Origin of the sequence: Sanguibacter sp. A247 (genome assembly GCF_052324925.1) — a bacterium.
Classification (GTDB): Bacteria; Actinomycetota; Actinomycetes; order Actinomycetales; family Cellulomonadaceae; genus Flavimobilis.
Genome location: NZ_JBQPRE010000002.1, coordinates 644495 through 671430, shown reverse-complemented (window position 1 = coordinate 671430; position 26936 = coordinate 644495). Strand labels below are relative to the sequence as shown.

Here is a 26936-nt window from a genome sequence, read left to right as displayed (position 1 = left end):
GCACCCAGGGAGCGCGGTGGGCCCGGACGGTCAGACGGTCGCGGGAACTGTTCGCGAGGCGGTCACCCACGTCTGGTACCCGCCGTCGAGGTTGGCGACGTCGTAGCCAAGCTGGGAGAGGATGCGCGCTGCGGTGTGGCCACGTTGACCAACGGCGCAGTGGACGACGATCGAGTGGCCCTCGAGCTCGTGGTGACGGTCGCGAAGCTCGTCGACGGGGATGTTGCGCGCGCCAGGGATCGCGCCGCCGGCATTCTCGGAGGCCGTGCGCACGTCGACGAGCACGGCGCCGGCCGCACGTGCGTCCGCGAGCTCATGCCACTGGAGGGTGCGGGTCGTTCCGGACGCGAGGTTGTCGGCGATCATGCCGAGCATCGTCACGGGGTCCTTGGCTGAGCCGAACTGCGGAGCGTACGCGAGCTCGAGATCGGCCAGGTCAGACGCGGTGAGGCCACCGCGCATCGCGGTCGCGATGACATCGATGCGCTTGTCGACCCCTGATTCGCCGACGCCCTGCGCGCCGAGGATCGCGTCCGTCGCGGCGTCGATAACGAGCTTGAGCGCCATGCGCCGCGCTCCCGGGTAGTAGCCCGCGTGGTCAGATGGGTGGGTGTGGACGACGCGCACGTCGCGGCCCGCGGCGCGAGCCCGCTTCTCCGACCACCCGGTGGCCGCCGCGGTGAGCCCGAAGACTCCGACGATCGCAGTTCCCAGGACCGGCAGCGCATGCACCTCGCGTCCGACGATCGCGTCGGCCACGAGTCGCCCGTGCCGGTTGGCTGTCTGTGCGAGCGGCACGAACGCGTCCGCGTCGTCGACGAGGTCACGCTTGAGCGCGACGTCACCGACCGCGTACACGTGAGGATCCTGCGTGCGCTGGGCGTGGTCGACGAGGATCGCGCCGCGCGCCCCTGTCTCGAGGCCAGCCTCGCGCGCGAGTCGGGACTCGGGGACGACCCCGACGGCCATGACGAGCAGGCCCGCGGGGACACGCGAGCCATCGGCGAGGATGAGGTCGTCGCCCTCGACCGCGGTGGCCCCAGTTCCGGTGCGGACCGTGACGCCGTGGGTGTCGAGCCGATCCTGGACGAGTCGCGCCATCTCGGGGTCGAGCGGTGGGAGCACCTGGTCGGCGAGATCGACGAGCGTGACGTCGAGACCGCGGTGAGCGAGGTTCTCGGCCAGCTCGAGCCCGATGAAGCCAGCGCCGACGATCGCGGCGGTCCGCGGTGCCGCCGCGACCTGCGTCGGGCCGCCCGCGCCGAGCACGGCGTCCGCGCTGGCCGCGCTGAGCGCGGCGACGATGCGATCGACGTCGGCGATGTCGCGCAGCACGTGGGCGCGTTCGGCGCCCGGAATGCTCGGGCGCACCGGGGCGGCGCCCGTCGCGATGACGAGGTCGTCGTACGCGATCGACTCCTCGCCGGCTGCGGTCCGGACGGTGACGGTGCGGGCGTCGCGGTCGATCGACCGCACGTCGTGGCCGGTGCGGACGTCGAGGTCGAAGCGCACGCGCAGCGCCTCGGGCGTCTGCAGGAGGAGCGCCGAGCGCTCCTCGATGACGCCGCCGACATGGTAGGGCAGGCCGCAGTTCGCGAACGAGACGTGCTCACCGCGCTCCAGGACGATGATCTGGCGGAACTCGTCGAGGCGGCGCAGACGGGTTGCGGCCGACATTCCGGCGGCGACGCCGCCGATGATGACGGTGCGTGGACGACGATTCTCGGTCACGACGGCCCCCTCAGCGACCGAAGAGCCGCGAGAAGAAGTTGCCCGACGGCGCGGCGGGTGCGGCATCACGGTCGCAGCGGCACCACTGCGCGGCGGGAACGCCCGCCTTGACGCTGTCGACGTGCTGGCCGCAACCGGCCCAGGTGGTTTTGCCGCAGGTGGCGCAGGTGACGGGACGGCACATGACGAACTCCTCGAAACTCGGTCTCGATACCCCCACGGGTATCGCTTGAGTTCGAGAGTACACACCCCGGGGGGTATCGGCAAAACACCCCGGGGGGTATGCTGACTCCATGCTCCTGCCCGACGACACGACCCAGTCAGCCCTCCGACGCCTCAAGCGCGCACAGGGTCAGATCGGCGGCATCGTCCGCATGCTCGAAGAAGGCCGCGACTGCGAGGACGTCATGGTCCAGGTCGCAGCCGTCGCCAAAGCCATCGACCGTGCCGGGTTCGCGATCATCGCGGGCGGCATGCGCGAGTGCCTGATCTCCGAGAGCGGCGACGGCAGCACGGAGCGCCTCGAGAAGCTCTTCCTCTCCCTCGCCTGACGCGCCCAACCCGAGAGCCCCTCCAAACTCCGGCCACCTGCCCACACAACCGACTGGCGCACGCGGTCAGTAAAGTGATATCACTTTGCTAGCAGCACACCGGATCGAGAGAAGGGCACCCCATGAACGACATCGACGAATCCGTCGGAGGCACCCCGAGCGCCGTCCCTGTCGGCCACGACGGCGTCCGGGTCGACGTCGACGAGCGCACCGTCACCATGAAGAACGGATGGGCCGCGCTCGCGATCGCAGTTCTCCTGCTCGCCGCCGCAGTGGGCTCGTTCGTCGGGACCGAGCTCGTCGAGGGCGCAGGACTCACCGCGCTCTTCGCCGTCCTCGGCGCCACCCTCACCATCCTCTCGGTCGTCATCTTCAGCGCGCTCACGATCGTCAACCCAGGCCAGACGAAGGTCGTGCAGTTCTTCGGCCGCTACGTCGGCACGATCCGCCGCACAGGCTTCGTCCTCACCCCGCTCCTGTCCAGCCGCAAGACCGTCTCGGTGCGCGTGCGCAACTTCGAGACGAGCGCTCTCAAGGTCAACGACGCTGACGGCAACCCCGTGAAGATCGGTGCGATCGTCGTCTGGCAGGTCGCCGACACCGCACGCGCGACGTTCGCCGTCGAGGACTTCGTCGACTTCGTCGAGGTCCAGGCCGAGGCAGCGCTCCGGCACGTCGCAACCTCGCACCCCTACGACAACGCCGACGCAGGCGAGGCCACGTTGCGCGGCTCGACCGACCAGGTCTCTGCAGAGCTGGCTCACGAGGTCGCCGAGCGCGTCGCCCTCGCCGGCGTCGAGATCGTCGAGGCCCGCATCTCGCGCCTCGCCTACGCTCCCGAGATCGCCCAGGCGATGCTCCAGCGTCAGCAAGCTGGGGCGATCATCGCGGCCCGCGAGAAGATCGTCGAGGGCGCCGTGAGCATGGTCGAGACTGCGCTCGAGCGCCTCGAGAGGGACGCGATCGTCACGCTCGACGACGAGCGTCGTGCCGCCATGGTCTCCAACCTCCTCGTCGTCCTGTGCGGCGACTCGCGCGCGACACCCATCGTCAACGCGGGCACGCTCCACTGAGGCACGGATGACGGAGGCGCACCACGACCCGCAGGACCCGGACGCCGCTGGCGATCCGGGTTCTGCGGCACCCGCGCGCCGACCCCGCGCAGCTCGCAAGCAGGTGCTGTTGCGGCTGGACCCGGCGGTGCACGACGCCGTCGCCCGCTGGGCCGACGACGAGCTGCGGTCGGTCAACGCTCAGATCGAGGTTATCCTCCGCGAAGCGCTCGGCAAGGCAGGTCGCGCGCCACGGAACGCCGCCCCGATCCCCCGCCGAGGCAGGCCCCCAGCTCCCCCTCCCTAGCTCCCCTCCCCAGCTCCCCTCCCTAGCTCCCCAGCTCCCCCTTCCCCGGTCGATAGGCGATCCGCACAAGTCACGTGTCCCGATCCGCTATCGACGCTCGCGGGTAGGGCACAGCCTCGCGGGTAGGGCACGGCCTTGCGGGTGCAGCACGACGACGGGCCCCTCGCTGGCGAGGGCCCTTCGTTCACAGCCGAGGCAGGCCCCCAGCCCCCTTCCCCAGCTTCCCCTCCCCAGCTCCCCTTCCCCCGTTCCCCCTCCCTCAGTCGATAGTCGATCCGCACAAGTCACGTGTCCCGATCCGCTATCGACGCTCGCGGGTAGGGCACCGCCTCGCGGGTAGGGCACATTCTCGCGGGTGCGCGGGCACGGCACGCCGAAGGGCCCCTCGCCAGCGGCGAGGGGCCCTTCGCTCACAGCGAAGGCCGGCTCCCAGCCCCCCTCCCTAGTTCCCCTTCCCCGGTCGATAGGCGATCCGCACAAGTCACGTGTCCCGATCCGTTATCGACCCTTGCGGGTCGGGCACAGTCTCGCGGGTAGGGCACGGCCTTGCGGGTGCAGCACGACGACGGGCCCCTCGCTGGCGAGGGCCCTTCGTTCACAGCCGAGGCAGGCCCCCAGCCCCCTTCCCCAGCTTCCCCTCCCCAGCTCCCCTTCCCCCGTTCCCCCTCCCTCGGTCGATAGGCGATCCGCACAAGTCACGTGTCCCGATCCGCTATCGACGCTCGCGGGTAGGGCACAGCCTCTCGGGTGGGCACAGCATCGCGGGTGGGGCACCGCCTTGCGGGTACGGCACCGCCTTGCGGGTCGGGCACCGCCTTGCCGGTACGGCACGCCGAAGGGCCCCTCGCTAGCGGCGAGAGGCCCTTCGTTCACAAGGGTGGAGGTGCGGGGAATCGAACCCCGGTCCGGTGACGCGTATCCAGATCTTCTCCGGGCGCAGTCTGCTAGTGGATTTTCTCGGCCTCAGCCCTCGAGCAGACGCTCAGCTGACAGGCCCAGTCGCCTAAAAGTCCCCGCGTCGTCAGCGACGAACGACGCGAGCAGTGGCTTCCTGGATGACGCCAGGACCCGGGACGGAAGCTAGCCCGGACTGACGGACTTCGAGGCTCGCTCAGGCGGCGAGGGCGAAGTCGGTGCGCTTGGAATCGGCACCTATTGGTTTGCAGACATCGTTGACGAGATGAGTCTGCATTCTCGGCCCGCTTCTTCTCGAAGCACGACCACCGTCGAAACCGATCACCCCCTGTGAAGTTGTCAAGCACTGCCCGTGAAGGCGGCCCCGCGGGGCGTACCTGACGAACATGACCACTGTAGTCGATGAACGCTCAGCGGCTCCACGTTATTTCCGCGGGCGCCGGTCTACCCGAGCTCTCGCTTCCGCATCGCACGGTGCGCCTCGAGGTTGTCCTGGCGTTCGCGGAGCGTCTGCCGCTTGTCGTACTCCTTCTTGCCGCGCGCGAGCGCGATCTCGACCTTGGCACGGCCGTCGAGGAAGTAGATCTGCAACGGGACGATCGTCGTGCCCTTGGCGTCGGCGTCGTTCGCGAGCCGCACGATCTCCTTCTTGTGGAGCAGGAGCTTGCGCTTGCGTCGCGGCGAGTGGTTGGTCCACGTGCCCTGCGCGTACTCCGAGATGTGGGCACGCTCGAGCCACGCCTCGCCGCGGTCGATGAGCACGAACGCGTCGACGAGCGACGCGCGGCCGGCGCGCAGCGCCTTGACCTCGGTGCCCGTGAGCACGATCCCCGCCTCGTAGACGTCCTCGATCGTGTAGTCGTGGCGCGCCTTCTTGTTGCTCGCGACGAGCTGCCGCACGGGCGCGCGGTCCGTATGGGTCCGCTTCTGCGTGGAGCCGTCGGGGATCTGGTACACCTTGCCCTTGGCCATCACCCCTCCTCTCCGTCGCGGCGCACCTCGCCGCACACGTATGCCCCGTGGGTTGCGGGGACGACCTCAACGATACCGGTGGGGTACGCGAGGGCACGAACGCATTTGCGCGCGGACCGCGCCCGCTGCGCCGCGCATCAGAGCACCGCGCCCGCTGCGCCGCGCGTCAGAGCATCGACATCGGGTTGACGGTCTGCCCGTCGACGTACAGCTCGAAGTGCAGGTGGCAGGCCGTGCTCGTTCCGGTCGTGCCCGAGTAGCCGACGAGCTGGCCCTTCTTGACCTTCTGCCCGCTCGAGACCGCGAAGCGTGAGAAGTGGTTGTAGCTCGACATGAGGTTGCGGCCGCCCACCTCGCCATGGTTGACGAGCACCTGGTTGCCGAACCCGCCGCGGTACTGCGCCCACACGACGGTCCCGCCCGCGGCCGCATAGATGGCGGTGCCGCAGTAGGCCCGGAAGTCCGTCCCGGCGTGCAGGCGCACGTAGCCGAGGACGGGGTGCAGACGGTACCCGTACGACGACGTGATGTGGGGAACCTTCGTCGGGTAGGAGAAGAACCCCTTGCCCGCAGGAGGACGCGGGTCGCTCGGGGGCGCGGGGTTGCTCGGCGTCTTGCCGTCCTTCTTCGCCTCCTCAGCCGCGCGCCGCGCCTCCTCCTCGGCCTTCTTGCGGGCGGCGGCCTTGGCCTTGCGGATACGGTCCTTCTCTTTCTTCGTCAGACCGATGATGTCCTGGATGTCGTTCGCGAGGTCCTGGGACGCCTGCTCAGCCTCGGCCTTGGACGCGAGCTGTGCGGTCTTGCGCTTCTCGATGACAGCGAGGTCCGCCTTCTCCTTGGCGAGCAGTCCCTCGACGGTCCTGCGCTTGTCGGCGGCCGTCGTGCGTGCCTTCTCGGCGGCGACGACGGCTGCGTCGGCCTGCTTCTTGAGATCGGCGATCGTGTCGCGCACGGCCTCGAGCCGCGCCTGGGAGTTCTTCGCGGTCGCCTCGGACTCCTGCAGGTCGGTGAGCGTGTTCGTCTGCACGCGCAGGGCCGCCTGCGACAGTGCGTAGCGATTGACGAAGTCGGTCGCGGACTCAGCTCCGACGACGAGGCTCATCGAGTCGGGTGCGCCCTCGCCGCGGTAGGCCCGGCGCGCGAGCTCGGCGATCGACGCCTGTGTGGTCTTGGTGAGCTTGGCCTGCTCGTCGATCTTGGCGACGAGGGCCGCTTCTTCAGCCTTGGCGTCGACGAGGCGGTCGGCGAGCTTCTTCGCCTCGCTCTCGGCTGCCGTGAGGCGGGCTTGCGCGACGTCGAGCGCTGCTTGTGCGACGCCGAGATCGGCGCGCACCTGCGTGAGGCGCACGTATGCCGCGGCCATCGCGTCGTCCGTGTCTTCGAGGTCGTGCTCGAGCGTCTCGATCGTGCTGTCGGCGTCGGCCTTGCGCTTCTCGGCGGCGGCCTGACGTTTCTCGAGGTCTCCGAGCGTGTCGGCGCCTGCGGGCGGCGCGAGGACAGCCAGCAGGACGGCGGACAGGAGGACGGCGAGCATTCGGCGCAGCATGATCACACCTTCATGTACCGGCGCAGGGTAACGACCGACGCGACGAGCGCGAGGATGATCGCAACAGCGAGCAGGAGCGGCGCAACCGTCAGGACGTCGGACTGTCCGACGAGCGGCACCCAGGCGACCTCGCCGGCGAGCCAATCGGTGATGAGGTACTTGACACCGAGCCAGAGGCCGCCGCCCGCGAGCAGCGCGCCGATGCCCGCGGCGATCGCACCCTCGAGCATGAACGGCAGCTGGATGAAGAGATTGGAGGCGCCGACGAGCCGCATGATGCCGGTCTCACGGGAGCGGGAGAGGGCTGAGAGCCGGATGGTCACCGTGATGAGCAGGGTCGCGGCGACGAGCATGAGCGCGGCGAGCCCGACCGTCATGACGGAGGCACGATTGAGGACGAGGAAGAGCGAGTCGAAGATCTTGCGCTGGTCCTCGACCGACTCGACGCCGGGGCGTCCCGAGAGGACGTCGGAGACGATCTGGTAGCGCTCAGGGTCCTTGAGCTTGATGCGGAACGACGACTGCATGTTCTCGACCTTGATCGCCTGCGCCCAGTCTTGGCCCTCGAAGTACTCCTGGAAGGACGCGAATGCCTCTTCCTTGGTCTCGAACCAGGTCTCCTGGATCTCGGGGGCGAGCTCGGGCGAGGTGAGGAGCGCCTTGACGCCCTCGATCTGCTCGGGGGTGGCCTCGCCGTCTGCGCACTGCACCTTGGCGGAGCCCGTCGGGCACAGGAAGACCGAGACCTCGACCTTGCCGTACCAGTCGTCCTTGAGCTTGCCGACCTGGATCTGCAGGAGCCCGGCAGCGCCGACGAACGTGAGCGAGATGAACGTCACGAGGATGACGGCCACCGTCATCGAGAGGTTACGGCGCAGGCCGATGCCGATCTCGGACAGGATGAACTGAAGTCGCATCGTCGTCCCCTCTCAGCGCTGCGAGCCGTAGACGCCGCGGCGCTGGTCGCGCACGAGCTCGCCCGTGGCGAGCTCGAGGACGCGCTTGCGCATCTGGTCGACGATCTCGTCGTCGTGCGTCGCCATGACGACGGTCGTTCCGGTGCGGTTGATGCGGTCGAGCAGGCGCATGATTCCCAGGGAGGTCGTCGGGTCGAGGTTGCCGGTCGGCTCGTCGCACAGGAGGATCGGCGGCCGGTTGACGAAGGCGCGTGCGATCGCGACGCGCTGCTGCTCGCCGCCCGAGAGCTCGTGGGGGCGGCGCTTCTCCTTGCCTTCGAGGCCGACCATCTCGAGGACGTCGGGCACGACCGTCATGATGTGGTGCTTGGGCTTGCCGATGACCTGGAGCGCGAACGCGACGTTCTCGAACACGGTCTTGTTGGGCAGCAGCCGGAAGTCCTGGAACACGGCGCCGATCTGGCGGCGCAGTGCCGGCACCTTCCAGCTCGAGAGCGTTGCGAGGTCTTTGCCGGCGACGGTGACGGAGCCCGACGTGGGGCGTTCCTCGCGCAGGACGAGGCGCAGGAACGTCGACTTTCCGGAGCCTGAGGCACCGACGACGAACACGAACTCGCCCCGCTCGATCTCGAGGGACACCGAGTCGAGCGCGGGCCTCGCGCCGCGCGCGTAGACCTTACTGACGTTGTCGAGGCTGATCACGAGTGGTGCACGTTCCGTTCGGTCGGGTCGGGCGGCCGGCCGCGAGCGGGCACGACGGGATCGTGCGGCAGCGAGGCCCTCTCGAGACTAGGCACGCGCTGGCGTCGATCCGTGCGGGACACGCCGCGCACGACGTCCAGGGACCTCACAGGCTCACCGGACGCGTGACGGCCGCGGCCCTTGGGGGCGCGGCCGTCACGGCAGGCGGTCCGGGCTGCGTCAGCCCTGCTCGGCCTCGATCTGCAGGTTGCGTCGCCAGCGGATGCCGGCGGCCATGAAGTCGTCGATGTCGCCGTCGAAGACCGCGGAGGTGTTGCCGACCTCGTGACCCGTGCGCAGGTCCTTGACCATCTGGTAAGGCTGCAGCACGTACGAGCGCATCTGGTCGCCCCAGGACGCCTTGATGTCGCCCGCGAGCTCCTTCTTCTTCGCCTTCTCCTCGGCCTGACGTTCCAGGAGGAGGCGCGACTGCAGGACGCGGAGCGCTGCGGCACGGTTCTGGATCTGTGACTTCTCGTTCTGCATCGAGACGACGATCCCGGTGGGCAGGTGCGTCATGCGGACGGCGGAGTCGGTCGTGTTGACCGACTGACCACCGGGGCCGGACGAGCGGAAGACGTCGACCTTGATCTCGGACTCGGGGATCTCGACCGAGTCGGTGTGCTCGATGAGCGGCACGACCTCGACCGCGGCGAACGACGTCTGACGTCGCCCCTGGTTGTCGAAGGGCGAGATGCGCACGAGACGGTGCGTGCCAGCCTCGACCGAGAGGTGACCGAACGCGTAGGGCGCCTTGACCTCGAAGGTTGCGGACTTCAGGCCCGCCTCTTCGGCGTACGAGGTGTCGAGGACCGCGGTCGCGTAGCCGTGACGCTCGGCCCAGCGCAGGTACATGCGCATGAGCATCTCGGCGAAGTCAGCGGCGTCGACGCCACCGGCGCCCGCGCGGATCGTGATGACGGCCTCGCGCTCGTCGTACTCCCCCGCGAGGAGCGTGCGGATCTCGAGCAGGTCGATGTCGCGGCGGATCGTGGCGAGCTCGGCTTCGGCTTCGGCCAGCGTGTCGGCGTCGTCGTCCTCGACGCCCATCTCGACGAGGACCTCGAGGTCATCGATGCGTGAACCCATGCCTGAGACACGTTCGAGCTCGGCTTGCACCTGCGACAGCGCCTGCGTGACCTTCTGTGCCGCGTCGGGGTCGTCCCACAGGTCGGGGGCGGCCGCCTGCTCGGTGAGGACCTCGATCTTTGCGCGGAGCGCTGCCGGGTCGCTCACGGCGGCGATCGTCTCGAGGGTCGTCCTCAGTGCGCTGATCTCAGCGGGAAAGTCAATGGTGGCCACGGTCCCCAAGGGTACGCGACTCATGGGCCGCCGGGTCGCGGGGAGCCCCGTGGCGACCAGACGTGGGCACTGTCACGCCCGCGGACGTGCCCCGAGGTCCGTCAACGCCCACCGTCGCGCACGGGCGTGCACCGACGTGCGGGAATGGAGACACGTGGCAAAGCATTGGACGGGGTGGGGCGGCGTGTGCCGCGGCCACGACGACGGAAGGATGCGACGTGCACTACGGACACCGGGTCGAGACGGGGGTGTTCCTCACCCCGACGGCGCGTCCCGCGCAGAACCCGGTGAGGCTCGCCCAGCTCGCCGAAGAGCTCGGCTTCGACCTCGCAACCTTCCAGGACCACCCGTACCAGCCGTCGTTCCTCGACACGTGGACGCTGCTGTCGTGGGTCGCGGCGCAGACGTCACGGATTCGCGTCATGGGCAACGTCCTCAACGTTCCGTTGCGTCAGCCTGCCGTCCTCGCGCGTTCGGTCGCAAGCCTCGACCTGCTTTCGGGCGGACGCGTCGACCTCGGTCTGGGCGCGGGCGCGTTCTGGGACGCGATGGTCGGGATGGGCGCGGACCGTCTCAGCCCCGGCCAGGCCGTCACGGCGCTCGGCGAGGCGATCGACGTCATCCGTGGCGTGTGGGACGAGCACGAGCGGCGTCCGCTGCGGGTTGCCGGGGAGTTCCACCGCGTCGATGGCGCCAAGCGTGGCCCGCAGCCGTCGCGTGAGGTTCCGATCGTGCTGGGTGCGCTCAAGCCCCGCATGCTGCGGCTCGTCGGGCGCAAGGCCGACGGGTGGCTGCCGTCGCTCGCCTATCTCGCGCAGATGGACTCCGGGACGGGGGTTGAGGCGTTCGTCAAGGGCAACGCGACGATCGACGGGGCCGCCGAGGACGCGGGCCGTGACCCGCGTGAGGTCAGGCGCCTTCTCAACATCGCAGGTCGCTTCTCGCCCGTCCGCACGGGGTTCCTCCAGGGGCCTGCGGATTCGTGGGTCGAGGACCTGCTGCCGCTCGTCGCGGAGCACGGGCTGGGGACGATCATCCTCAGCACAGACGAGACCGCGGTCATGCAGGAGTTTGCGCAGGAGGTCACGCCCGCGCTGCGCGAACGCCTCGACGCCGAGGTTGCGGGCGGCGCGAACGGCGTGCGGGTGCGCTCGCGCAGATCGCTCGAGCTGCGGACGTCGACGGTCGAGTACGACGCGGTTCCCGCGTCGCTCGCCGAGATGGCCGTCGAGCCGGGTGATCGCGACTACCAGCGAGCTCGTGGCGGCTATATGCGCGGGGGTTCCCCCGCGCTCGTGCTGCGGCCTCGCTCGACCGACGAGGTCGGCGACGCGCTCGCGTTCGCGCGACGGCACCCGGACGCTCCCCTCGGGATCCGCTCGGGCGGTCACGGCATCTCAGGACGGTCGACGAACGACGACGGGATCGTCATCGACCTTGGCCTCATGCGGACCGTCGAGGTCGTCGACGAGGCCGCACGCCTCGTGCGCGTCGAGCCGGGTGCGCGCTGGATGGATGTGGCGCGTGAGATCGGGCCGCGCGGGTGGGCGATCAGCTCGGGCGACTTCGGCGGGGTGGGTGTCGGCGGTCTGGCGACCGCGGGCGGCATCGGCTTCCTCGGTCGCGAGCACGGCCTGACGATCGACCACGTGCGTGAGGTGGAGGTCGTGCTTGCCGACGGCTCCGTCGTCGTCGCGAACGCCGAGGCGAACCCGGAGCTCTTCTGGGGCGTGCGCGGTGCGGGCGCGAACCTCGGCATCGTCACGTCGTTTGTCCTCGAGGCCGCCGAGGTCGGCGAGGTCGGCTGGGGTGTGCTCACGCAGGACGCGGAGGACACGGCGGGGTTCCTCGAGCGCTGGGGCACGTACGTCGAGGACGCGCCGCGCGACACGACAAGCTTCCTGCTCATGGGGCGCCCGCGCGCGGGGCAGCCGCCCGTCGTGCAGACGATGACGATGGTTGCCTCGGCGGACGCGACGACGATCGTCGAGCGGCTCCAGCCGATCGCCGCGATCTCGCCGCTCTACGGCCAGGACGTGCGCCTCACGACGTACTCGCAGGTCATCACGAACGCGCCCGAGGAGGGGCACGTCTCCGAGGGCGAGCCGCACTCGCGCTCGGGCCTGCTCGAGCGGATGACGCCCGAGTTTGCGGCGGCGGCGGCCGAGATGCTCGCGTCGGGCGACGTCTTCTTCTTCCAGATCCGCGCAACCGGCGGTGCGGCCTCCGACGTCGCGCCGGACGCGACCGCGTACGCGCACCGCTCGGCGTCGTTCGCGGTGAGCGCGATGGGTGTCGACGACGCGCGCCTCGAGCGCGCGTGGGCGCCGCTGCGCGCGCACCTCGTCGGGCTCTACTCGTCGTTCGAGACGGACGTGTCACCCGACCGCGTACGTGAGGCGTTCCCGCCCGCGACCCTGGCGCGCCTCAAGGCGCTCAAGGCTGCGGTGGACCCGGATGACGTGTTCAACGCGAACTTCGACGTGACGAAGGGGTGAGCCGGCTCCCACAGCCACCTGCCACCCACGTCAAGACGGACAACCTCGTGAAGGCGCTCCGCGGCGTGCTCTGACACCTCACCGCAACCGCTCGCGCGTAGCCTCGGAGGAACCGCTACCGACGAGGAGAACCCATGAGCATCTTCACCACGACGACGACCTTCACCAACGGTGTCGAGATCCCGACGCTCGGCCTCGGCACGTGGCAGGTCCCCGACGGCCCCGAGACGTACGACGCGGTCGCCGAGGCCCTGCGCGTCGGCTACCGGCACGTCGACACGGCGCGGGCCTACGGCAACGAGGCGTCGGTCGCCCGGGCAATCGCCGACTCCGGGATCCCGAGCGAGGACATCTTCGTGACGACAAAGATCCCCGCGCAGCTCAAGACGTATGACGAGGCGGTCGAGTCCATTCGTCGCTCGCTCGACAAGCTCGGCCGCATCGACCTCCTGCTCATCCACGCACCGTGGCCGTGGGACGCGATCGGCTCTGACCACACGGCCGGCAACGCCGAGGTGTGGCGGGCCATGGAGGAGGCGTACGAGCGCGGTGAGCTCCGCGCGATCGGCGTGTCGAACTTCGAGGTCGAGCACCTCACGGCGCTCCTCGGCACCGCGAAAATCACGCCGCACGCCAACCAGATCCGCTACTTCCCGGGACACGCGCAGGCGAGCGTCTCATCCTTCTGCGCCGACCGCGGGATCGTCGTCGAGGCGTACTCGCCGCTCGCGACGGGTGCGCTGCTCGGCAGCAGCGAGCTCGCGGCGGTTGCTGAGCGGTACGGCCGCACGGTCGCGCAGCTCTCGATCCGGTACGTCTTGCAGAAGGGTGCGGTCGCGCTGCCCAAGACGACGACGCCGTCGCGCATGGTTGAGAACGCCGACGTCGACTTCGAGATCTCCGCGACGGACATGGCCTACCTTGACGGGCTCGCCGACCCGACGGCCTGACCTTCGGGCGCACCAGGGAGGCCCGTCACGCTCACGCGTGGCGGGCCTCCGCCGCGTGCGGCGGACCTCCGCTGCCTGTGGCGGCCGCCGCGACCGTCGGAGGTGATCAGATCGCGAGACGCGTTCGTCATCGACTTTGGTGAGGCTAACCTCACTCGGGTGACGTTATCTTCGACCGACGACCATGCGGCCCCCGACCCCCGAGCCGACTGCCGCGCCGACTCCCCACGCCTCGACGGCACGGACCTCGTGCTCAGCTACGGGCGACGAACCGTCGTGCACCGCGCAAGCCTGCGCCTCGAGGCCGGGCGCGTCACTGCGCTCATCGGCCCGAACGGTTCGGGCAAGTCCACCCTGCTGCGCTCGCTCGCCCGGCTGCACAGGCCGACGTCGGGCCGCATCAGCCTGCCGGACGAGCCCGACGCGCTCGTCCTCCACCCCAAGGACTTCGCGCGGCGCGTCACCCTGCTGTCGCAGACCCGCCCAACCCCCAACGGCGTCACGGTGCGCGACGTCGTCGGGTACGGCCGCCACCCCCACCAGGGGCGGCTGCGCAAGGGAGACCCCGACGGCGCCCGCGCGGTCGCCGACGCGATGGAGGCCACCGGTGTCGCCGACATGGCCGACCGCGGCATTGACGAGCTCTCTGGCGGAGAGCTCCAGCGCGTGTGGCTCGCGACCTGCCTCGCGCAGGACACCGGTGTCCTCCTCCTCGACGAGCCAACGACCTACCTCGACCTGCGCTACCAGGTCGAGATCCTCGACCTCATGCGGGACGTCGCCGACGACCACGGGGTCGCCGTCGGCGTCGTGCTCCACGACCTCAACCAGGCAGCCGCCGTAGCCGACCACGTCGTCCTGCTGCGCGACGGCGTCGTCCAAGCATCCGGCCCGCCGGCCGACGTCCTGCAGGCCGGCCTGCTCAGCGCGACCTACGGCCTGCGTATCGATGTGATGCGCGACCCCCTCACCGGTCTCGTCCGCACCGAGCCGGTCGGCCGCCACACCGGCCGCGCCGCCGTCCCCGCCTAGCGCCTCCCCGCTCGGCGCCGCCGCATTGCGGCAGCGCGGTCAGGCGGGCGCCGTGCATACGCACCACCCCGCTTCTCGTCACGTCCTGCCACGAGGCCGGACGCCACCGCCGCATGCAGCGGCCCATCATCCCCGAAGGACTCCGATGCATCTTCCCAGATCCCTAGCGCGCCCTGTCACCCTGCTCGTCGCCGTGCTCGCCCTTGCCGCGTGCGGCAGCACCGAGGCAGCGACCACATCGCCCTCCACACCGCCGACGCCGCCCGCCGCGTCGAGCGGGACTGTTACATACACGGACGAGCGCGGCGAGCACACGCTCGACGCGCCCGCGAGCGCCATCGTCTCCCTCGAATGGGGTCTCACCGAGAACCTCCTCGCCCTCGGTGCGGCCATCGTCGGCCAGGCCGACGTCTCCGGATACAACACCTGGGCGCAGGCCATGCCGCTGGACGCGGGAACGCCTGACGTCGGCACGCGCGGCGAGGCGAGCCTCGAAGCGGTCAGCGCGCTCGAGCCAGACCTCATCGCGGTGACGACCGACACCGCCGAGCCGGTTCTCGAGCAGCTCGAGAAGATCGCCCCGCTCGTTGTGCTGCGCGGCTCGGACGGATCAGACCCGATGAGCTACATGCGTTCGACCGTCGAGACGCTCGCGACCGTCACGGGCACAACCGCGAAGGGCGCAGAACTCCTTGCCGCATTCGACACGAAGGTTGCCGAGGCCAAAGCTGCGCTCGCTGCCGCCGACGTCGCCGGTGCAAGCTTTGCGATGGCAGACGGCTGGATCGCAAACGCCACCGTGTCTGTGCGCATGTACACCCCTGGGTCGTTCTTCGGCGCGCTCGGCGACGAGCTCGGTCTCGTCAACGCGTGGCCAGGCGAGGGCGACCCCGTCTACGGCCTCGAGACCACGGACGTCGAGGGCCTCACGGCACTGTCCGGCGCCGAGGACCTGCACTTTGTGTATGCGAGCAACGGCGACGCCGAGGCTGACCCGTTCGCCACCGGCCTCAAGGACAACGCGATCTGGAAGCAGCTGCCGTTCGTCGCGGCCGACAACGTGCACCGCCTGCCTGACGGCATCTGGATGTTCGGAGGCCCGGCCTCCGCGTCCAAGTACATCGACGCGCTCGTCGCTGCGTTCACCGCGTGAGCACCGCGCAGGAGCGGATCGGCGCGGCGCCCTCCCCCACGGATGACAACGGGCAGCCCAGCTCACCAGCTCTCCGGGAGGCCGTTCCGCTCCTGCGCGCGGCCACGGTGTTCTGCGGCGCAGCTCTCGTACTGCTCGCCCTCGTCGCGGTCCACCTCACGCAGGGCACCGCGTCATTGACTGTCACGGACGTGCTGCGCGCCCTGGTGCGGCCCGTCGACGGCGACACCGCGTCGGCGGTTCTCGTCGCGTCCCGCATGCCACGCCTGGTGGCCGCGATCCTCGTGGGCGCGGCGCTCGGCGCTGCGGGCGCGGCGCTGCAGTCGATCGCACGCAACCCTCTCGCCTCCCCCGACACCCTGGCCGTCAACGCGGGCGGCTACGCAGCGGTCGTGGGCGCAGCGGTCGTGGGCGTGTCCCTGCCCTTCTACCTTTCGGGTCTGCTCGCATTTGTCGGCGGGTTGGCAGCTGCGGGCCTCGTGCTCGCCCTTGCGCAGGGCGGGCGCTCCGGTCCGACGCGTCTCATCCTTGCCGGCGCTGCCACAACCCTCGCGCTCAGCTCCCTGACGAACATGCTCCTCGTCGTCTTCCAGCAGGAGACCACTGGGCTGTTCGCCTGGGGCAGCGGGTCCGTCGTCCAGTCCGGAACGCGCGTCGTCACGCTCGCCGCGCCCGTGATCCTGCTCGGCCTGACATCGCTTGGGCTGCTCACCCGGCGCTTGGATCTGCTTGCGCTCGGTGATGACGCCGCGCAGGTTCTCGGGGTCGACGTGCGGACCACGCGGGTGTTCACCGTCGTGGCCTCAGTCCTGCTGGCTGCCGCCGCCGTCACGGTCGCAGGTCCGATCGGCTTTGTTGGACTGTGCGCGCCCGTCCTCGCACGGTTGGTGGCGGGGCGCGTTGGCGGCTTGAGCCGGCACGCAGTGCTCGTGCCACTCGCCGCGGTGCTCGGCGTCATCGTCGTGCTCGCGGCCGACGTCCTGCTGCGCGCCGTGCTGCCCGCTCAACACAGCGCCGCTGTTCCCACAGGCATCGTCACGAGCATCTTCGGCGCCGTGGTCCTCGTCGTTCTCGCACGCCGGCTCCGGGACACAGGGCCTGGGGGCGCTGCGACGCGGGTTCGACCGCGCACGCAGCGACGATCGGTGATCGTGGCTGGGGTACTCGCGGTCCTCGTGGCGGGTGCCGCCGTCACGGCGGCGTTGCTCGGTGATCGGATGCTGCTGCTCGGCGACGTTGTGCACTGGATCGACGGCGTCGCGGGACGCCAGGTGGCTTTCACGCTCGATCAGCGCATGCCGCGTGTGCTCGCGGCGTTGCTCGCTGGCGCTGCGCTCGGGCTTGCGGGCTCGATGGTGCAGTCGGCGTGCCGCAATCCGCTCGCTGAGCCAAGCTTGCTCGGCGTCACCGCCGGTGCAGGTCTGGGCGCGGTGTCCGTCATCATCTTCTTGCCGTGGGCGCCGGTGTGGATGCTGTCCGCGGCGGCGGGCGTCGGCGCACTTGTCGCGTTCGGGGGCGTGTACGCACTCGCGTGGCGCGGGGGTTTGAGCTCGGACCGATTGGTGCTCATCGGCGTCGGGATGAGCGCGGGCGCCGCGGCGCTGACAACGCTCGTCATCGTCGTGGCACAGCCGTGGAACCTCAACCTTGCGCTCACGTGGCTCGCTGGGTCAACGTACGGGCGGACGTTCGAGCATCTTGTCCCGGTGATCGTTGCGCTGGGTGTGGTGACGCCTGTGGCGGTGTGGCGACGGCGAGACATGGATCTGCTCGCGCTTGACGAGGACATTCCGCGGAGCCTCGGCGTTTCGCTCGAGCGGACGCGACTCGTGCTGCTGGGATCAACAGTCATCGTGACGGCTGCTGCGGTGTGCGCGGTGGGCGTCGTGGGCTTCGTTGGGCTCGTTGCTCCGCACGCGGCTCGGGCGCTCGTGGGGTCAAAGAATGCGCAGGTGGTTCCCGTGGCCGTACTCCTCGGCGCGCTGCTCGTCAGCGTCGCTGACACACTCGGGCGCACCGTCGTCGCACCTGCGCAGATCCCGGCCGGGCTCACGACAGCGCTCATCGGTGCACCGTACTTCGTGTGGCTCCTGTGGCGAGGGCGAGCTCGGGAGTAACGAGCGTCTCGTGCGTACCGCCGCGTTCCGGTGAGGTCGGCCCCGCGCGGGCGTCTAGGCTCGGAGGGTGGCGACCTTCTCTTCTGTGACCCGACAGCACATCCTCCAGGCGATCGCCGAATACGACGATCGTGGGGCCGAGGACTTCCTCGGCGTCTACGGGTTCATGCCGTCACGGGACTACACGCTCACCCACGAGGGTCGGACGTACGACTCCAAGGCGATCCTCGGCGTGGCGCACCGGTACGCGACCGGACGCGCGGCCACGTCCGAGGAGTTCAGCGGGGGGAAGTTCGGCGCTGCTGACTTCCTCCGCAAGCGCGGCTTCGAGGTGACCGAGCCCACGGCGGCTCCGCGCGCCAAGCGGGCGGCGACGCCGCGAAAGGCGGCCGCGCCGCGCAAGCCCGTGATCCCTGAGCGCGTGGCGCCGATCTGCCCGACGTGCTTCATGACGTTGCCCGCGACCGGGGTGTGCGACACCTGCGGGTAGGCCCCAGCCGTCGAGCCTAGAACCCTGCCTCGGGGCCCCGCGTCCCGAGGACCGCTGCCAACCCGTCGTGCCCGATCTCGAGCACGACGTCGCCGCTGTCCCGCCGGACCGTGACGTCGGTGAGGTCGAGGGCACGCGGCAGGCCTTCGGTCGTCGACGACTCGTGCGCACCGACGACAAGCACGCGCGCACCTGCCACGAGGGCCGACGTGATTCCGGCGTCGGCGTCCTCAAGGACGAGGCACTGCTCGATCGGCACGCCGAGAAGCTCGGCGCCGCGCAGGTACGGCTCGGGGTGCGGCTTGCCGTCAGTGACGTCGTCCGACGTCACTGTGACGAGCGGGACGGCCACGCCGCTCACGCCCATGCGCGCGACCGCGAGGTCGCGCGGTGCGCTCGTCACGAGCGCAACCGGGACGCCGAGCTCGACGAGGCGGGCGATGAACGCGGCCGCGCCCGGGATCTCGACGACACCGTCGTGGCGGTCCGACTCCCCCGCGAGCAGCCCGTCCGCGAGCCGCGTGCGCTCAGCCGCTGGCAGGTGCGGCAGGAAGACATCGACCGTGTCGTGCGTGAGCCGCCCGTGGCAGTACGCGAGGACCTCGGCCGGGTCGAGGCCGTGGGCCTCGCTGAAGCCCGTCCACGCGCGCACGACCGCGGCGGTCGAGTCGACGAGGGTGCCGTCCATGTCGCACAGGACGGCCACGGCACGAAGAACGACGGGTTCGGTCATGGTCCGAGCCTAGGTGTACCCGGCCATCAGGTTGGTGGCAGTCGGCTGATCGGCGGCTTGCCTTCGGTCCTCTGCCACCAACGTCCGGGCCGGGTACATCTGGCAGGCGCTACGTGCGCATGAGGCGAACCAGCTTTGAGGACCGAGGCCTACTCGGCTTCGCACGCCACCCCTGCAGCCGCTAGGCGCATGGCGATTCGCGTCTCCACGACGTGTTCGGTGCCCGTGAGGTCGACATAGGTGATCGCGAGAGCCTCGGCAGTTCCGCCGCCAGGGTCGGTCTGCAGTCCGACCTTCACGACATACCTGGACTCCGCCTTGAGGTCGCGTGTCGGGGCAGGCGGAGGCGCGTAGGTGTCGTAGTCGTCCGTGACGACCCGCGCCGCCGGGTCATCGGCGTCGACCATGTCGAACCCGAGGAGCGTGAGATTGTCGGGACTGATGAGAGCGATGTTCTTGATCGCGACGTCTCCTCCGACGGTGTCGACCTCGCTCAGCGCGATAACGGCTCGACCGGTCTCCGCCTGCTGCGGCGAGCAGACGGTCGCTTCTTCCTCATCGGCCACGGTCAGCGAGGACGAGGTGGCCGGTGTGCAGGCGACAACCAAGAAGGGGACACAGGCCAGCACCCCGCAGACCGCGGGGCGCTGGCCGGTTGAGCGTGTCACGGCTTGACGACCTCGGGCATATCTCATCGCGTTACCTCCGGCAGCTAAGCGGGTGGCCCTATGTCTTGCGTGCATGCGTATTCCATCGGGAACTCGGCAGTCGTCGCCCGCCCCTCAGTCCACCTGGTGATTGAGCGGGGGTGCGGTGGATCCCCGCCTCACCTCCGTCCGGCGATCGAAAGCAGTTCTCCGACTTCGCAGTCAAGCGCCGTACAGATCGATAGAAGAGTAGAGAATCGGATGGCTCGGGCGCGACCGTTCTTGAGCACAGAAAGGTTAGCCCGCGTTATTCCCGTCGCCTCAGAGAGGTCCTGAAGAGTCCATCCACGGTCGTGAAGGAGCACCTCGATGTGACAATCGATGGTGAGGGGCTCCGGCCCGTCGCCGGGAACCGGGGTCGCCACTATACGATCTCGCTCAGCTCGTCGGAGTGTCGTCTGGCGGCGCGCAGTACAAGGGCGAGAATCAGCAGGCCGACCCCGACTGCGATGAGTGGCCAACTCATCTCAAGCGCAACGTCATCAGGAAACACCATCGGAGCGGCACCCGTTGCGAGCAGATCTTCTGCCACGACTCGTAGGGCGCGATTCTCAAGAACTCCTGACACGATCGCAGTCACGATTATCGCTCCCCCGCCGTAGGCGCTCGACATGGAGAGTAGTCGAAAGACGTCGCGGTTCCGTGCGACCCGGAGCGCGACAGCCGAGATGGCAACGACGCCGCACAGGAGAACTGCTGCGGGAATGGCTCTTGCGAGGGTGAGGTGGGTGTGCGCCTGAGGGTCGAGGAACTGGACGACGAAGTCAGCGGAGCTGAGCGAGCCCTCGAGGGCGCTGATCGGTGGGGTCGAGTTGAAGACCGGCTCGGGGTCTGCGAGCGCCGAGCCTCGTACCGGTAGTGACACCCGCACCTCGCCCACCGCCAACCCTGTGTACAGAGCTGTCCAGAGCGATCGGAAGAGGCTAGGAATCGTGATCGCAAGCAGTGCGAGCAGGAGCGCCAGAATGCCAGCACGCTCCCAAGCTCCGTTGTCGGACTGTCGCGTCACTTCGGCTTCGTCGTCACTCTTGAGCTTGCTCCGCATCACAGTGCGCCCCCTGTGAGAATCGTTTATCGATCTATGACCGCTCGACCGTGTCGATCATCGATGCGGTGCGCAATGTCTAGGTGGCGGTGTTGTGGTCGCAATGAGGCGCTGCGCGAGGAGCGGGTGCGAAGCCGCCTGAGACGAGCCACCTCCCACCCGGAGGTTCTCGTTCGTTCAATGGTCCCAGCTGCTACCAACGTCCTGGCCGGGTCCACCTAGCAGGCCCGGGACGTCACTCGCAGACGATGCCGTCCTTGTCCCTGTCACGGTAGAAGTGGTACTCGGGATCGCGGCCTTCGATGTACGGGCCGGCGCCGTGCCGCTTGGCCTCCTTGCACGTCCCATAGTTCGGGTCGGCTACCTCTGGCTCGGGCGCAGTCGTGGGCTTGCTCGTCGGCTTCTGCGTCGGCTTCTGGGTGGGCTTCTGGGTAGGCGTCTGCGTCGGCTTCGCGACCGGTGCAGGCTTCTCCCCGGTGACGGTGACGCGCAGCGCAGACTCGGCGACCGGCAAGGGCTCGTCCGGGCACGCGGCGAGGATGCGCGAGATCGCGTCCTTCTCCGCGGTCGTTACCCACAGCCCGTACGCGTGCTTGACCGCGACCTGCCGGGCGACGTACTGGCAACGGAATGCCTTCGAGGGCGGGAGCCACGTCGCCGCGTCCCCGTCACCCTTCTGGTTGTTGAGCGGACCGTCGACGGCGAGAAGGTTGAGGGGGTCATTGCCGAAGGCTGCGAGCGTGTCCGCGTCCCAGCGCTGGGCGCCCTTCTGCCACGCGTCCGAGAGCGCGACGACGTGGTCGATCTGCACGGCGTTCGACGTTGCAGTGCCGCGCGTGAACGCGATGCTCAGGCCCGAGTAGGGGTCGGCGAGCGTGCCTGTCTCGACGACGCAGTCGTGCGTGCCCGGCTTGAGCGTCACGCGGCTGAGGTCGCGGCGCAGGATGTCGTTGCGGGTGTCGCAGCCGTTGCGGTCGAGGTCGACAGCCCGGTACTTGAAGGCATCCCGGTCGTAGCCGGTCTTCGGGGCGCGGCCCTTGACCGCGAGCGCCGCGAGCGCGGCGGCCGCCGTCTGTGCGACCGGGGCACTGCTCGGCTGAGACGGTGAGTCGGCGGCGTCGGTCGGCGTCGCGTCTGCGGCGGGCGTGACCTCGGTGCTGCTGGACGGCGTCGCGCCGACGGGAGGCGTATCAGCGGGAGGCGTGTCGGCGGGAGCCGTGTCTGCCGGGCCCGCGGGCAACGCGTCGTGACCGCCCGCGCCCGCTTCTGTCTGAGGCGGCGTGATTGCGTCGTCGGGAGCGTCGCCGAGCGACTCGGTGCCGGGAGGCGTGGGGGAGGGCCCGGTCGTCGCTGCCGACGCGGACGGCGCAGCGGCATGCTCGCCGGCGGGCGGCTCGCTGAGCGCGCACCCACTGATGAGAGCGAGTGCGACGATCGCCGCGGCACGCTGACGCCAGCGTTTTCCCTGTTCACATAGCCCCATGCCCGGAGGATAGCTGCGGGCGAGGCCCCTGCCGCGCACCGAAGGTCCCGGCGTGGTCCCTCAGGGATCGGTGCGCTGCCGCGCGCGCCCCTCCCCCTCGACAACGATTCCCTCGCCGCCCAGCAGATCGGCGAACGCTCCGACGAGCCACGGCCGGACCGTGGTGCGGAGCGTCACCGTGACGGACGTGTCGTCGGCCACGACACCGACGAGCTCAACGTCATCGGCCATGAGGCTCGTCTCGGCGACGTACGCCTCGACTGACGCGGTCGCACCGCGCGTCGTCAGTGCGGGCACTGTGAGACCGTCGGGCGTCATACCGTCGTACACGTCACGGGCGTTGACGTCGGCTGCGGCGAACGCGGCCGCATTGTCGGCAAGGGAGACGAGACGCTTGCGCTCGAGCATGAGCCCCGAGACGGCCGCAAGCGTCACGGTGATCGCGATCGCAAGGACGGCGGCACCGATGACGAGGACGACGACTTGCCCGTCGTCGCGCGCCAGGCGCGCACGCCACGCGGTCACGGCTTCTCCCGCAGCGACTCGATGACACCACGATGCTGCCCCGAGACCGACACGGCGAGGCCGGGAAGCCCCATGAGGTCAGTTCCGGGAAGGACGACGCGCGTCGCCACGCGAACGTCGACCGCCTCACCGGGTGTGAGGCACGGCGTCGCGGAGCACGTCACGTGGACCCGCGCGGCGTCCGAATCGATCCCGTGGTCACCGAACGCCAGCGCCACGACGGCCTCAGCGCGTCCGACCGCAATCGCCTCGTCGTCCGCGATGACGTACGCGCGCACGGCGTCACGCGCGGCACCCTCGGTCGCGAACGATGCGGCCTGGACCTGCGCGATCGCCACCACGAGGTAGACGACAGGCAGGACGAGCAGGACGACCGCGGCGACAAGCTCGATCGCGGCACTGCCGGCATCCGACCCTGTGGACGAGTCCGTCATGACGGCTCCTGCAGCGCGTGGGCGTCGACCGTGAGGGCGCCAGCCGGACCGAACAGTGCAACGACCGGGAGCGGCGCGTTCACGCTCACCTCGACGAGCACCGCACCGTCGCGCTCGACAAGGGTGGCCCTCACATCGCGCGCGTACCGCGCCGACAGGTTCGTCGTCAGGGCTGAGGCCGCACGCTCACGCGCGTCACCGAGTGTCATCCCGGACCGCGCTCCCAGCCGGGCGCCCTCGGATGCTGCATCGATGACGACGGTGCGGACATGCAGCGCAAGAGCGAGCTGAAGGACCGCGAGCAACAGGATGACGACGAAGGCTCCGGCGATGACGAACTCCGAGACGGCCGACCCCGCGTCTGAGCCGCGCTCGACGGGATGGCACAGGGGCTCCGGTGCGTCAGCCGCGCCGGACACTCGTCACGGCCTCCTCGAAGACCTGTGGCAGCAGCGTCTCAGCAGCAGCCCACAGCGCGAGGACGACAGCTGCGGACATGACGGTGACAAGCACCCACCCCGGGACGTCGCCGCGGTCGGCTCCGCACGCGCGGGCCGCGAGCAGCCGCGAGTGGACGCTCGCCGCAACTCGTGTGCGCAGCGGTGCGGGATGAGTGACGCCCGCTGCGGGGCGGCGCGTACGGGTGAGGGTCATGGGAACTCCTTGGTGCGTCTCGGTGCTGGACAGACGGTGGGGTCGGGCGGCGGGTCACAGGCCACGAACGAGCACGACGGCCGTGGGGTAGAGGGCGAAGAGGATCGTGATGGGCAGGACGAGAAAGACGACGGGGACGAGCATCGCGACCTCTTTGCGGCCGCCGATCTCCATGAGCCGACGGTGGCCGTCCTCGCGGACGTCCTGTGCCTGGGCGCGCAGCACCTCGGCCACGGGGGTGCCGCGTTCGACCGCGACCGCGATCCCCTCGGCGAACCGTCCGAGCGCCGGGATCCCGCTGCGTTCGGCGAGCCGGTCGAGCGCGTCGGAGAGGTTGGACCCCGCGTGGATGTCGGCGAGGGCGAGCCGCAGCTCGCTCACCAGCTCGCCTTCGGCCACGCGGGCCACGCGTTGCAACGCTGCGTGAGGGCTCTCGCCGGCGGAGACCGCGAGCGCGAGGATCTCAGCGATCGTGGGGAACTCCAGGAGCATGGCCTCCTCGCGGCGAGTGACTGCGGACCCGAGACGGACGTCGGGGGTGATCGCACCACCGATTCCGAGCAGCCCGACGAGCACGACGGCGACGAGCGGTGGGATCGCTCCGAGGATGCCGGCGGGGAGCGCGACGGCGAGCCCGAGGACGAGCCCGGCGCAGGCTCCGAGGACCTGCGCGGCCCTCACCTGTTCGACGCTCCGGGGGTCACCCGCACGTCGTAGCCGCCGCGCGAGCTCGTCACTGCCCCCCAGCACGCGGATGACAGCGCGGGTGGCCCCTCGCAGCGGTCCGCCCAAGAATCCGCCGAGCAGGCCGACGAGCGGGGCGCGATCGTCGAGGTGGACGCCGGAGCCGAGGCGCGCTCGGGGCACGTACGGGGCGAGTCGCTGGTCAAAGGTGACGCGCCGGGCCCGCAAGAACTCGGCGACGAGGACGAGCCCGATCCCGAGACCGAACCCGGCCCAGATGCCGATCGCGTCGGGCGGGGTCATCGGAGCACCCGCTTGTCCGTCGGCAGGCGGCCGATCCTCACCATGGCGCGGTAGGCCAGGACGCACGCGAGGCCGCCTGCGGCGAGGACGATCGCACCCGGTGCGGTCGCGTAGGCGGCTGCCGTCCCGGGTCGGGTCGCGAGGAGGGCCAGCATGACCCAGGGGGCAACGACTGCGAGGCGAGCACCCGCGACGGTCCAGCTCTGGCGTGCCTCGAGCTCGCCGCGCGTCCGGTTGTCTTCGCGGAGGAATGCCGACAGTGTGCGGAGCAGGCGGCCGAGGTCGGTTCCACCCACCTGACGGGTGATGCGTAGCGACTCGATGAGCCGGTCGGCAACCGGGTCAGCGAGCCGCGCCTTGAGGTCGTCGAGGCTCTCGTCGAAGCGTCCCGAGGCACGGTGGTCCGTTGCGAACCGCGCGAACTGCGCCCTCACCTGAACCGGGCCCCGGTGTGCGAGCTGACCGAGGGCCTCGGGAAGGGAGAGGCCCGCGCGCACGCCCGAGACGAGGTGGTCGACGACCTCGGGCCAGACCTCGCGCATCTCTTTGGCGCGGGAGCTGGCGCGGGCGCGGATGACGGTGGTCGGCACGGTTGCTGCGATGAGTCCGAAGCAGGCCGCGAGGGGAAGCGCGCGCGTCGCGGCGCCCACCCCCACGGCGACGAGCGTCCCGAGAACGGCGGACACCGCCAGGAGGCTCGCAGGCGTCGCTCCCGAGAGGCCCGCGCCCGCGAGGTCGTCCGCGAGACGTCCGACCGCACGGGAACGTGTGCGGGGACCGGTGGTCGGCCAGCAGGCCATCCAGACGAGCAGAAGCCCGCAGCCCAGGAGCAGTCCGACGACGACGTCCACGTCAGTCCTCCGCCCGCAGGATCTGGGTGAGGTCGATCCCGACCCGTGCGAACGGCTCGAGGCTCACGGGGTAGCCGGCTCCGCGGACGAGCCGATCGCCCTCGGTGCGGTACATCTCGGCGAGCTCGACGACTCCGGCCTCGACCCGGCCGGTGACGAGCGCGATCTCGCGGACGCGGCGTGCGCCGTCGGGGGTGCGCGCCACGTGCACGACGACGTCGAGCGCGGTGGCGACCGAGGGGACGACGAATGCCGGGGTGACGTTCTCGCCTGCCAGCAACGGCAGGATGCACATCTTGGCGACTGCTTCCCGTGCGGACCCGGCGTGGATCGTGCACATGCCCGGGATCCCTGAGGACAGCGCGATGAGAAGGTCGAACGCCTCGGCCTCGCGGACCTCGCCGACCACGATGCGGTCGGGTCGCATGCGCAGCGCCTCTTTGACGAGGCGGCGGAGCGGGACCTCGCCGGTCCCTTCGAGGCTCGACTGCCGGCACTGCATGGCGACGACGTCGCGGCCAGGCAGCCGCAGCTCGAAGACCTCCTCGCACACAACGACGCGCTCGTCTGCGGGGACGGACCCGCCAAGGGCATTGACGAGCGTCGTCTTGCCGGCGTGCGTGGCACCGGCGACAAGGACGTTGAGCCCCGCCCGCATGCACGCGTCGAGGAAGGTGGCCGCCGGGCGCGTGAGTGTGCCGAGGTCGACGAGGTCCTCGAGGCTGCGGGCACGGGCGACGAACTTGCGAATGTTGAGCGACCACTCACGCGTGATGTCAGGGATGACGACGTGAAGGCGTTCCCCGCCCGGGAGGGACGCGTCGACGAACGGGCTCGAGATGTCGATGCGGCGCCCTGTCGGCTCGAGCATGCGAGCGACGAGGTCGCTCACCTGAGCTGCGCTGAGGATCGTCGGGGTGAGCTCGGTCGCGCCGCCACGCGCAACAAAGATCCGAGAGGGCGAATTCACCCAGATCTCTTCGATCTCGGGGTCGTCGAGGTAGGGCTGGAGGGGGCCGAGGCCGGCGACCGCGTCACGGACCGTTCGCTCGGCGTGGGCAAGGTCGAGCAGCGGCGGCACCGCGCCGCGGCCTGCGCGGCGCTCGTAGTCCTCGCGTGCGGAGTCGAGGGCTGCGTCAAAAGCTGCGTGGTCACGTGCGGGGTCGATGCCGCGGGAGCGCACGAGCTCGCGCACCTCTGACTCGAGGATCGCCACCGCGTCCACGTCCACCTCCATGCCAAC

General features: G+C 70.0%; 27 protein-coding genes and 1 other RNA gene. 8 read left to right on the top strand and 20 right to left on the bottom strand.

The annotated features are described in order from the left end of the window. Window positions 1-30: 30 nt before the first annotated feature. Entirely contained in the window at window positions 31-1731 is a 1701-nt protein-coding gene (locus ACTVCO_RS07160) for an FAD-dependent oxidoreductase (protein WP_443727707.1), read from the bottom strand. A 10-nt stretch (window positions 1732-1741) separates the two neighbouring features. Continuing rightward, the gene (locus ACTVCO_RS07155; protein WP_443727706.1) at window positions 1742-1915 is read right to left on the bottom strand and encodes a hypothetical protein; all 174 of its coding nucleotides are present in this window, start codon (window positions 1913-1915) and stop codon (window positions 1742-1744) included. 109 nt (window positions 1916-2024) lie between these two features. Here ACTVCO_RS07155 and ACTVCO_RS07150 point away from each other — a divergent pair, with 109 nt between their 5' ends. Next, the gene (locus ACTVCO_RS07150; protein ID WP_443727705.1) at window positions 2025-2282 is read left to right on the top strand and encodes a metal-sensitive transcriptional regulator; all 258 of its coding nucleotides are present in this window, start codon (window positions 2025-2027) and stop codon (window positions 2280-2282) included. 122 nt (window positions 2283-2404) lie between these two features. Further along, on the top strand, window positions 2405-3355 hold the full coding sequence (locus tag ACTVCO_RS07145) for an SPFH domain-containing protein (RefSeq protein ID WP_443727704.1): 951 nt from the start codon (window positions 2405-2407) through the stop codon (window positions 3353-3355). A gap of 1161 nt (window positions 3356-4516) precedes the next feature. Here the strand turns inward: ACTVCO_RS07145 and ssrA are convergent. From ssrA to prfB, 6 genes are all read right to left on the bottom strand, one after another. Continuing rightward, window positions 4517-4885: a transfer-messenger RNA gene (gene ssrA / locus ACTVCO_RS07140) on the bottom strand. 115 nt (window positions 4886-5000) lie between these two features. Next, entirely contained in the window at window positions 5001-5528 is a 528-nt protein-coding gene (smpB, locus tag ACTVCO_RS07135) for an SsrA-binding protein SmpB (protein ID WP_443727703.1), read from the bottom strand. Window positions 5529-5694: 166 nt separating this feature from the next. Next, window positions 5695-7074 carry a peptidoglycan DD-metalloendopeptidase family protein gene (locus tag ACTVCO_RS07130; RefSeq protein ID WP_443727702.1) on the bottom strand — a complete coding sequence of 460 codons (1380 nt, stop codon included), beginning with the start codon at window positions 7072-7074 and terminating at the stop codon, window positions 5695-5697. A 2-nt stretch (window positions 7075-7076) separates the two neighbouring features. Then, window positions 7077-7991 carry a permease-like cell division protein FtsX gene (ftsX, locus tag ACTVCO_RS07125; protein ID WP_443727701.1) on the bottom strand — a complete coding sequence of 305 codons (915 nt, stop codon included), beginning with the start codon at window positions 7989-7991 and terminating at the stop codon, window positions 7077-7079. A gap of 12 nt (window positions 7992-8003) precedes the next feature. Beyond that, window positions 8004-8693, bottom strand: a complete 690-nt coding sequence (gene ftsE / locus ACTVCO_RS07120; protein ID WP_443727700.1) for a cell division ATP-binding protein FtsE — start codon at window positions 8691-8693, stop codon at window positions 8004-8006. 219 nt (window positions 8694-8912) lie between these two features. Further along, a complete protein-coding gene (gene prfB, locus ACTVCO_RS07115; RefSeq protein ID WP_443727699.1) occupies window positions 8913-10034 on the bottom strand; it encodes a peptide chain release factor 2 in 1122 nt (373 codons plus the stop codon). Between the two features lie 218 nt (window positions 10035-10252). Here prfB and ACTVCO_RS07110 point away from each other — a divergent pair, with 218 nt between their 5' ends. The 6 genes from ACTVCO_RS07110 to ACTVCO_RS07085 all read left to right on the top strand — a co-directional run bounded on the left by ACTVCO_RS07110 (window position 10253) and on the right by ACTVCO_RS07085 (window position 18274). Continuing rightward, window positions 10253-12532: an LLM class flavin-dependent oxidoreductase gene (locus ACTVCO_RS07110; RefSeq protein WP_443727698.1), complete on the top strand. Its 2280-nt coding sequence runs from the start codon at window positions 10253-10255 to the stop codon at window positions 12530-12532. A gap of 134 nt (window positions 12533-12666) precedes the next feature. Further along, window positions 12667-13482, top strand: a complete 816-nt coding sequence (locus tag ACTVCO_RS07105; RefSeq protein WP_443727697.1) for an aldo/keto reductase — start codon at window positions 12667-12669, stop codon at window positions 13480-13482. A 249-nt stretch (window positions 13483-13731) separates the two neighbouring features. Beyond that, window positions 13732-14514, top strand: a complete 783-nt coding sequence (locus ACTVCO_RS07100) for an ABC transporter ATP-binding protein (protein WP_443727928.1) — start codon at window positions 13732-13734, stop codon at window positions 14512-14514. 145 nt (window positions 14515-14659) lie between these two features. After that, complete coding sequence (locus tag ACTVCO_RS07095) at window positions 14660-15667, top strand: ABC transporter substrate-binding protein (protein WP_443727696.1); 1008 nt, start codon at window positions 14660-14662, stop codon at window positions 15665-15667. Continuing rightward, the gene (locus ACTVCO_RS07090; RefSeq protein WP_443727695.1) at window positions 15664-17784 is read left to right on the top strand and encodes an iron ABC transporter permease; all 2121 of its coding nucleotides are present in this window, start codon (window positions 15664-15666) and stop codon (window positions 17782-17784) included. The genes ACTVCO_RS07095 and ACTVCO_RS07090 overlap by 4 nt, the downstream gene beginning before the upstream one ends. A gap of 67 nt (window positions 17785-17851) precedes the next feature. Further along, window positions 17852-18274 carry a hypothetical protein gene (locus tag ACTVCO_RS07085; protein ID WP_443727694.1) on the top strand — a complete coding sequence of 141 codons (423 nt, stop codon included), beginning with the start codon at window positions 17852-17854 and terminating at the stop codon, window positions 18272-18274. A gap of 16 nt (window positions 18275-18290) precedes the next feature. Here ACTVCO_RS07085 and ACTVCO_RS07080 read toward each other — a convergent pair whose 3' ends face one another. The 12 genes from ACTVCO_RS07080 to ACTVCO_RS07025 all read right to left on the bottom strand — a co-directional run bounded on the left by ACTVCO_RS07080 (window position 18291) and on the right by ACTVCO_RS07025 (window position 26930). Continuing rightward, window positions 18291-19007 carry an HAD-IA family hydrolase gene (locus tag ACTVCO_RS07080; RefSeq protein WP_443727693.1) on the bottom strand — a complete coding sequence of 239 codons (717 nt, stop codon included), beginning with the start codon at window positions 19005-19007 and terminating at the stop codon, window positions 18291-18293. 149 nt (window positions 19008-19156) lie between these two features. Next, the gene (locus ACTVCO_RS07075; RefSeq protein ID WP_443727692.1) at window positions 19157-19675 is read right to left on the bottom strand and encodes a hypothetical protein; all 519 of its coding nucleotides are present in this window, start codon (window positions 19673-19675) and stop codon (window positions 19157-19159) included. A 158-nt stretch (window positions 19676-19833) separates the two neighbouring features. Beyond that, a complete protein-coding gene (locus tag ACTVCO_RS07070; protein WP_443727927.1) occupies window positions 19834-20019 on the bottom strand; it encodes a helix-turn-helix domain-containing protein in 186 nt (61 codons plus the stop codon). A gap of 59 nt (window positions 20020-20078) precedes the next feature. Next, the gene (locus tag ACTVCO_RS07065; RefSeq protein WP_443727691.1) at window positions 20079-20762 is read right to left on the bottom strand and encodes a hypothetical protein; all 684 of its coding nucleotides are present in this window, start codon (window positions 20760-20762) and stop codon (window positions 20079-20081) included. Window positions 20763-20994: 232 nt separating this feature from the next. Next, window positions 20995-22242 carry a GmrSD restriction endonuclease domain-containing protein gene (locus ACTVCO_RS07060; RefSeq protein WP_443727690.1) on the bottom strand — a complete coding sequence of 416 codons (1248 nt, stop codon included), beginning with the start codon at window positions 22240-22242 and terminating at the stop codon, window positions 20995-20997. Between the two features lie 60 nt (window positions 22243-22302). Next, window positions 22303-22767, bottom strand: coding sequence for a hypothetical protein (locus tag ACTVCO_RS07055; RefSeq protein WP_443727689.1), 465 nt, complete (start codon window positions 22765-22767; stop codon window positions 22303-22305). After that, the gene (locus tag ACTVCO_RS07050; RefSeq protein ID WP_443727688.1) at window positions 22764-23201 is read right to left on the bottom strand and encodes a pilus assembly protein; all 438 of its coding nucleotides are present in this window, start codon (window positions 23199-23201) and stop codon (window positions 22764-22766) included. The genes ACTVCO_RS07055 and ACTVCO_RS07050 overlap by 4 nt, the downstream gene beginning before the upstream one ends. Next, window positions 23198-23620, bottom strand: coding sequence for a TadE/TadG family type IV pilus assembly protein (locus ACTVCO_RS07045; RefSeq protein WP_443727687.1), 423 nt, complete (start codon window positions 23618-23620; stop codon window positions 23198-23200). Before ACTVCO_RS07045 ends, ACTVCO_RS07050 begins: the two co-directional genes overlap by 4 nt. After that, entirely contained in the window at window positions 23604-23855 is a 252-nt protein-coding gene (locus tag ACTVCO_RS07040; RefSeq protein ID WP_443727686.1) for a hypothetical protein, read from the bottom strand. Before ACTVCO_RS07040 ends, ACTVCO_RS07045 begins: the two co-directional genes overlap by 17 nt. A gap of 54 nt (window positions 23856-23909) precedes the next feature. Next, window positions 23910-24842 carry a type II secretion system F family protein gene (locus tag ACTVCO_RS07035; RefSeq protein ID WP_443727685.1) on the bottom strand — a complete coding sequence of 311 codons (933 nt, stop codon included), beginning with the start codon at window positions 24840-24842 and terminating at the stop codon, window positions 23910-23912. Continuing rightward, window positions 24839-25693, bottom strand: coding sequence for a type II secretion system F family protein (locus ACTVCO_RS07030; RefSeq protein ID WP_443727684.1), 855 nt, complete (start codon window positions 25691-25693; stop codon window positions 24839-24841). The genes ACTVCO_RS07035 and ACTVCO_RS07030 overlap by 4 nt, the downstream gene beginning before the upstream one ends. Before the next feature lies 1 nt (window position 25694). Beyond that, entirely contained in the window at window positions 25695-26930 is a 1236-nt protein-coding gene (locus ACTVCO_RS07025; RefSeq protein WP_443727683.1) for a CpaF family protein, read from the bottom strand. Window positions 26931-26936: the final 6 nt, after the last annotated feature.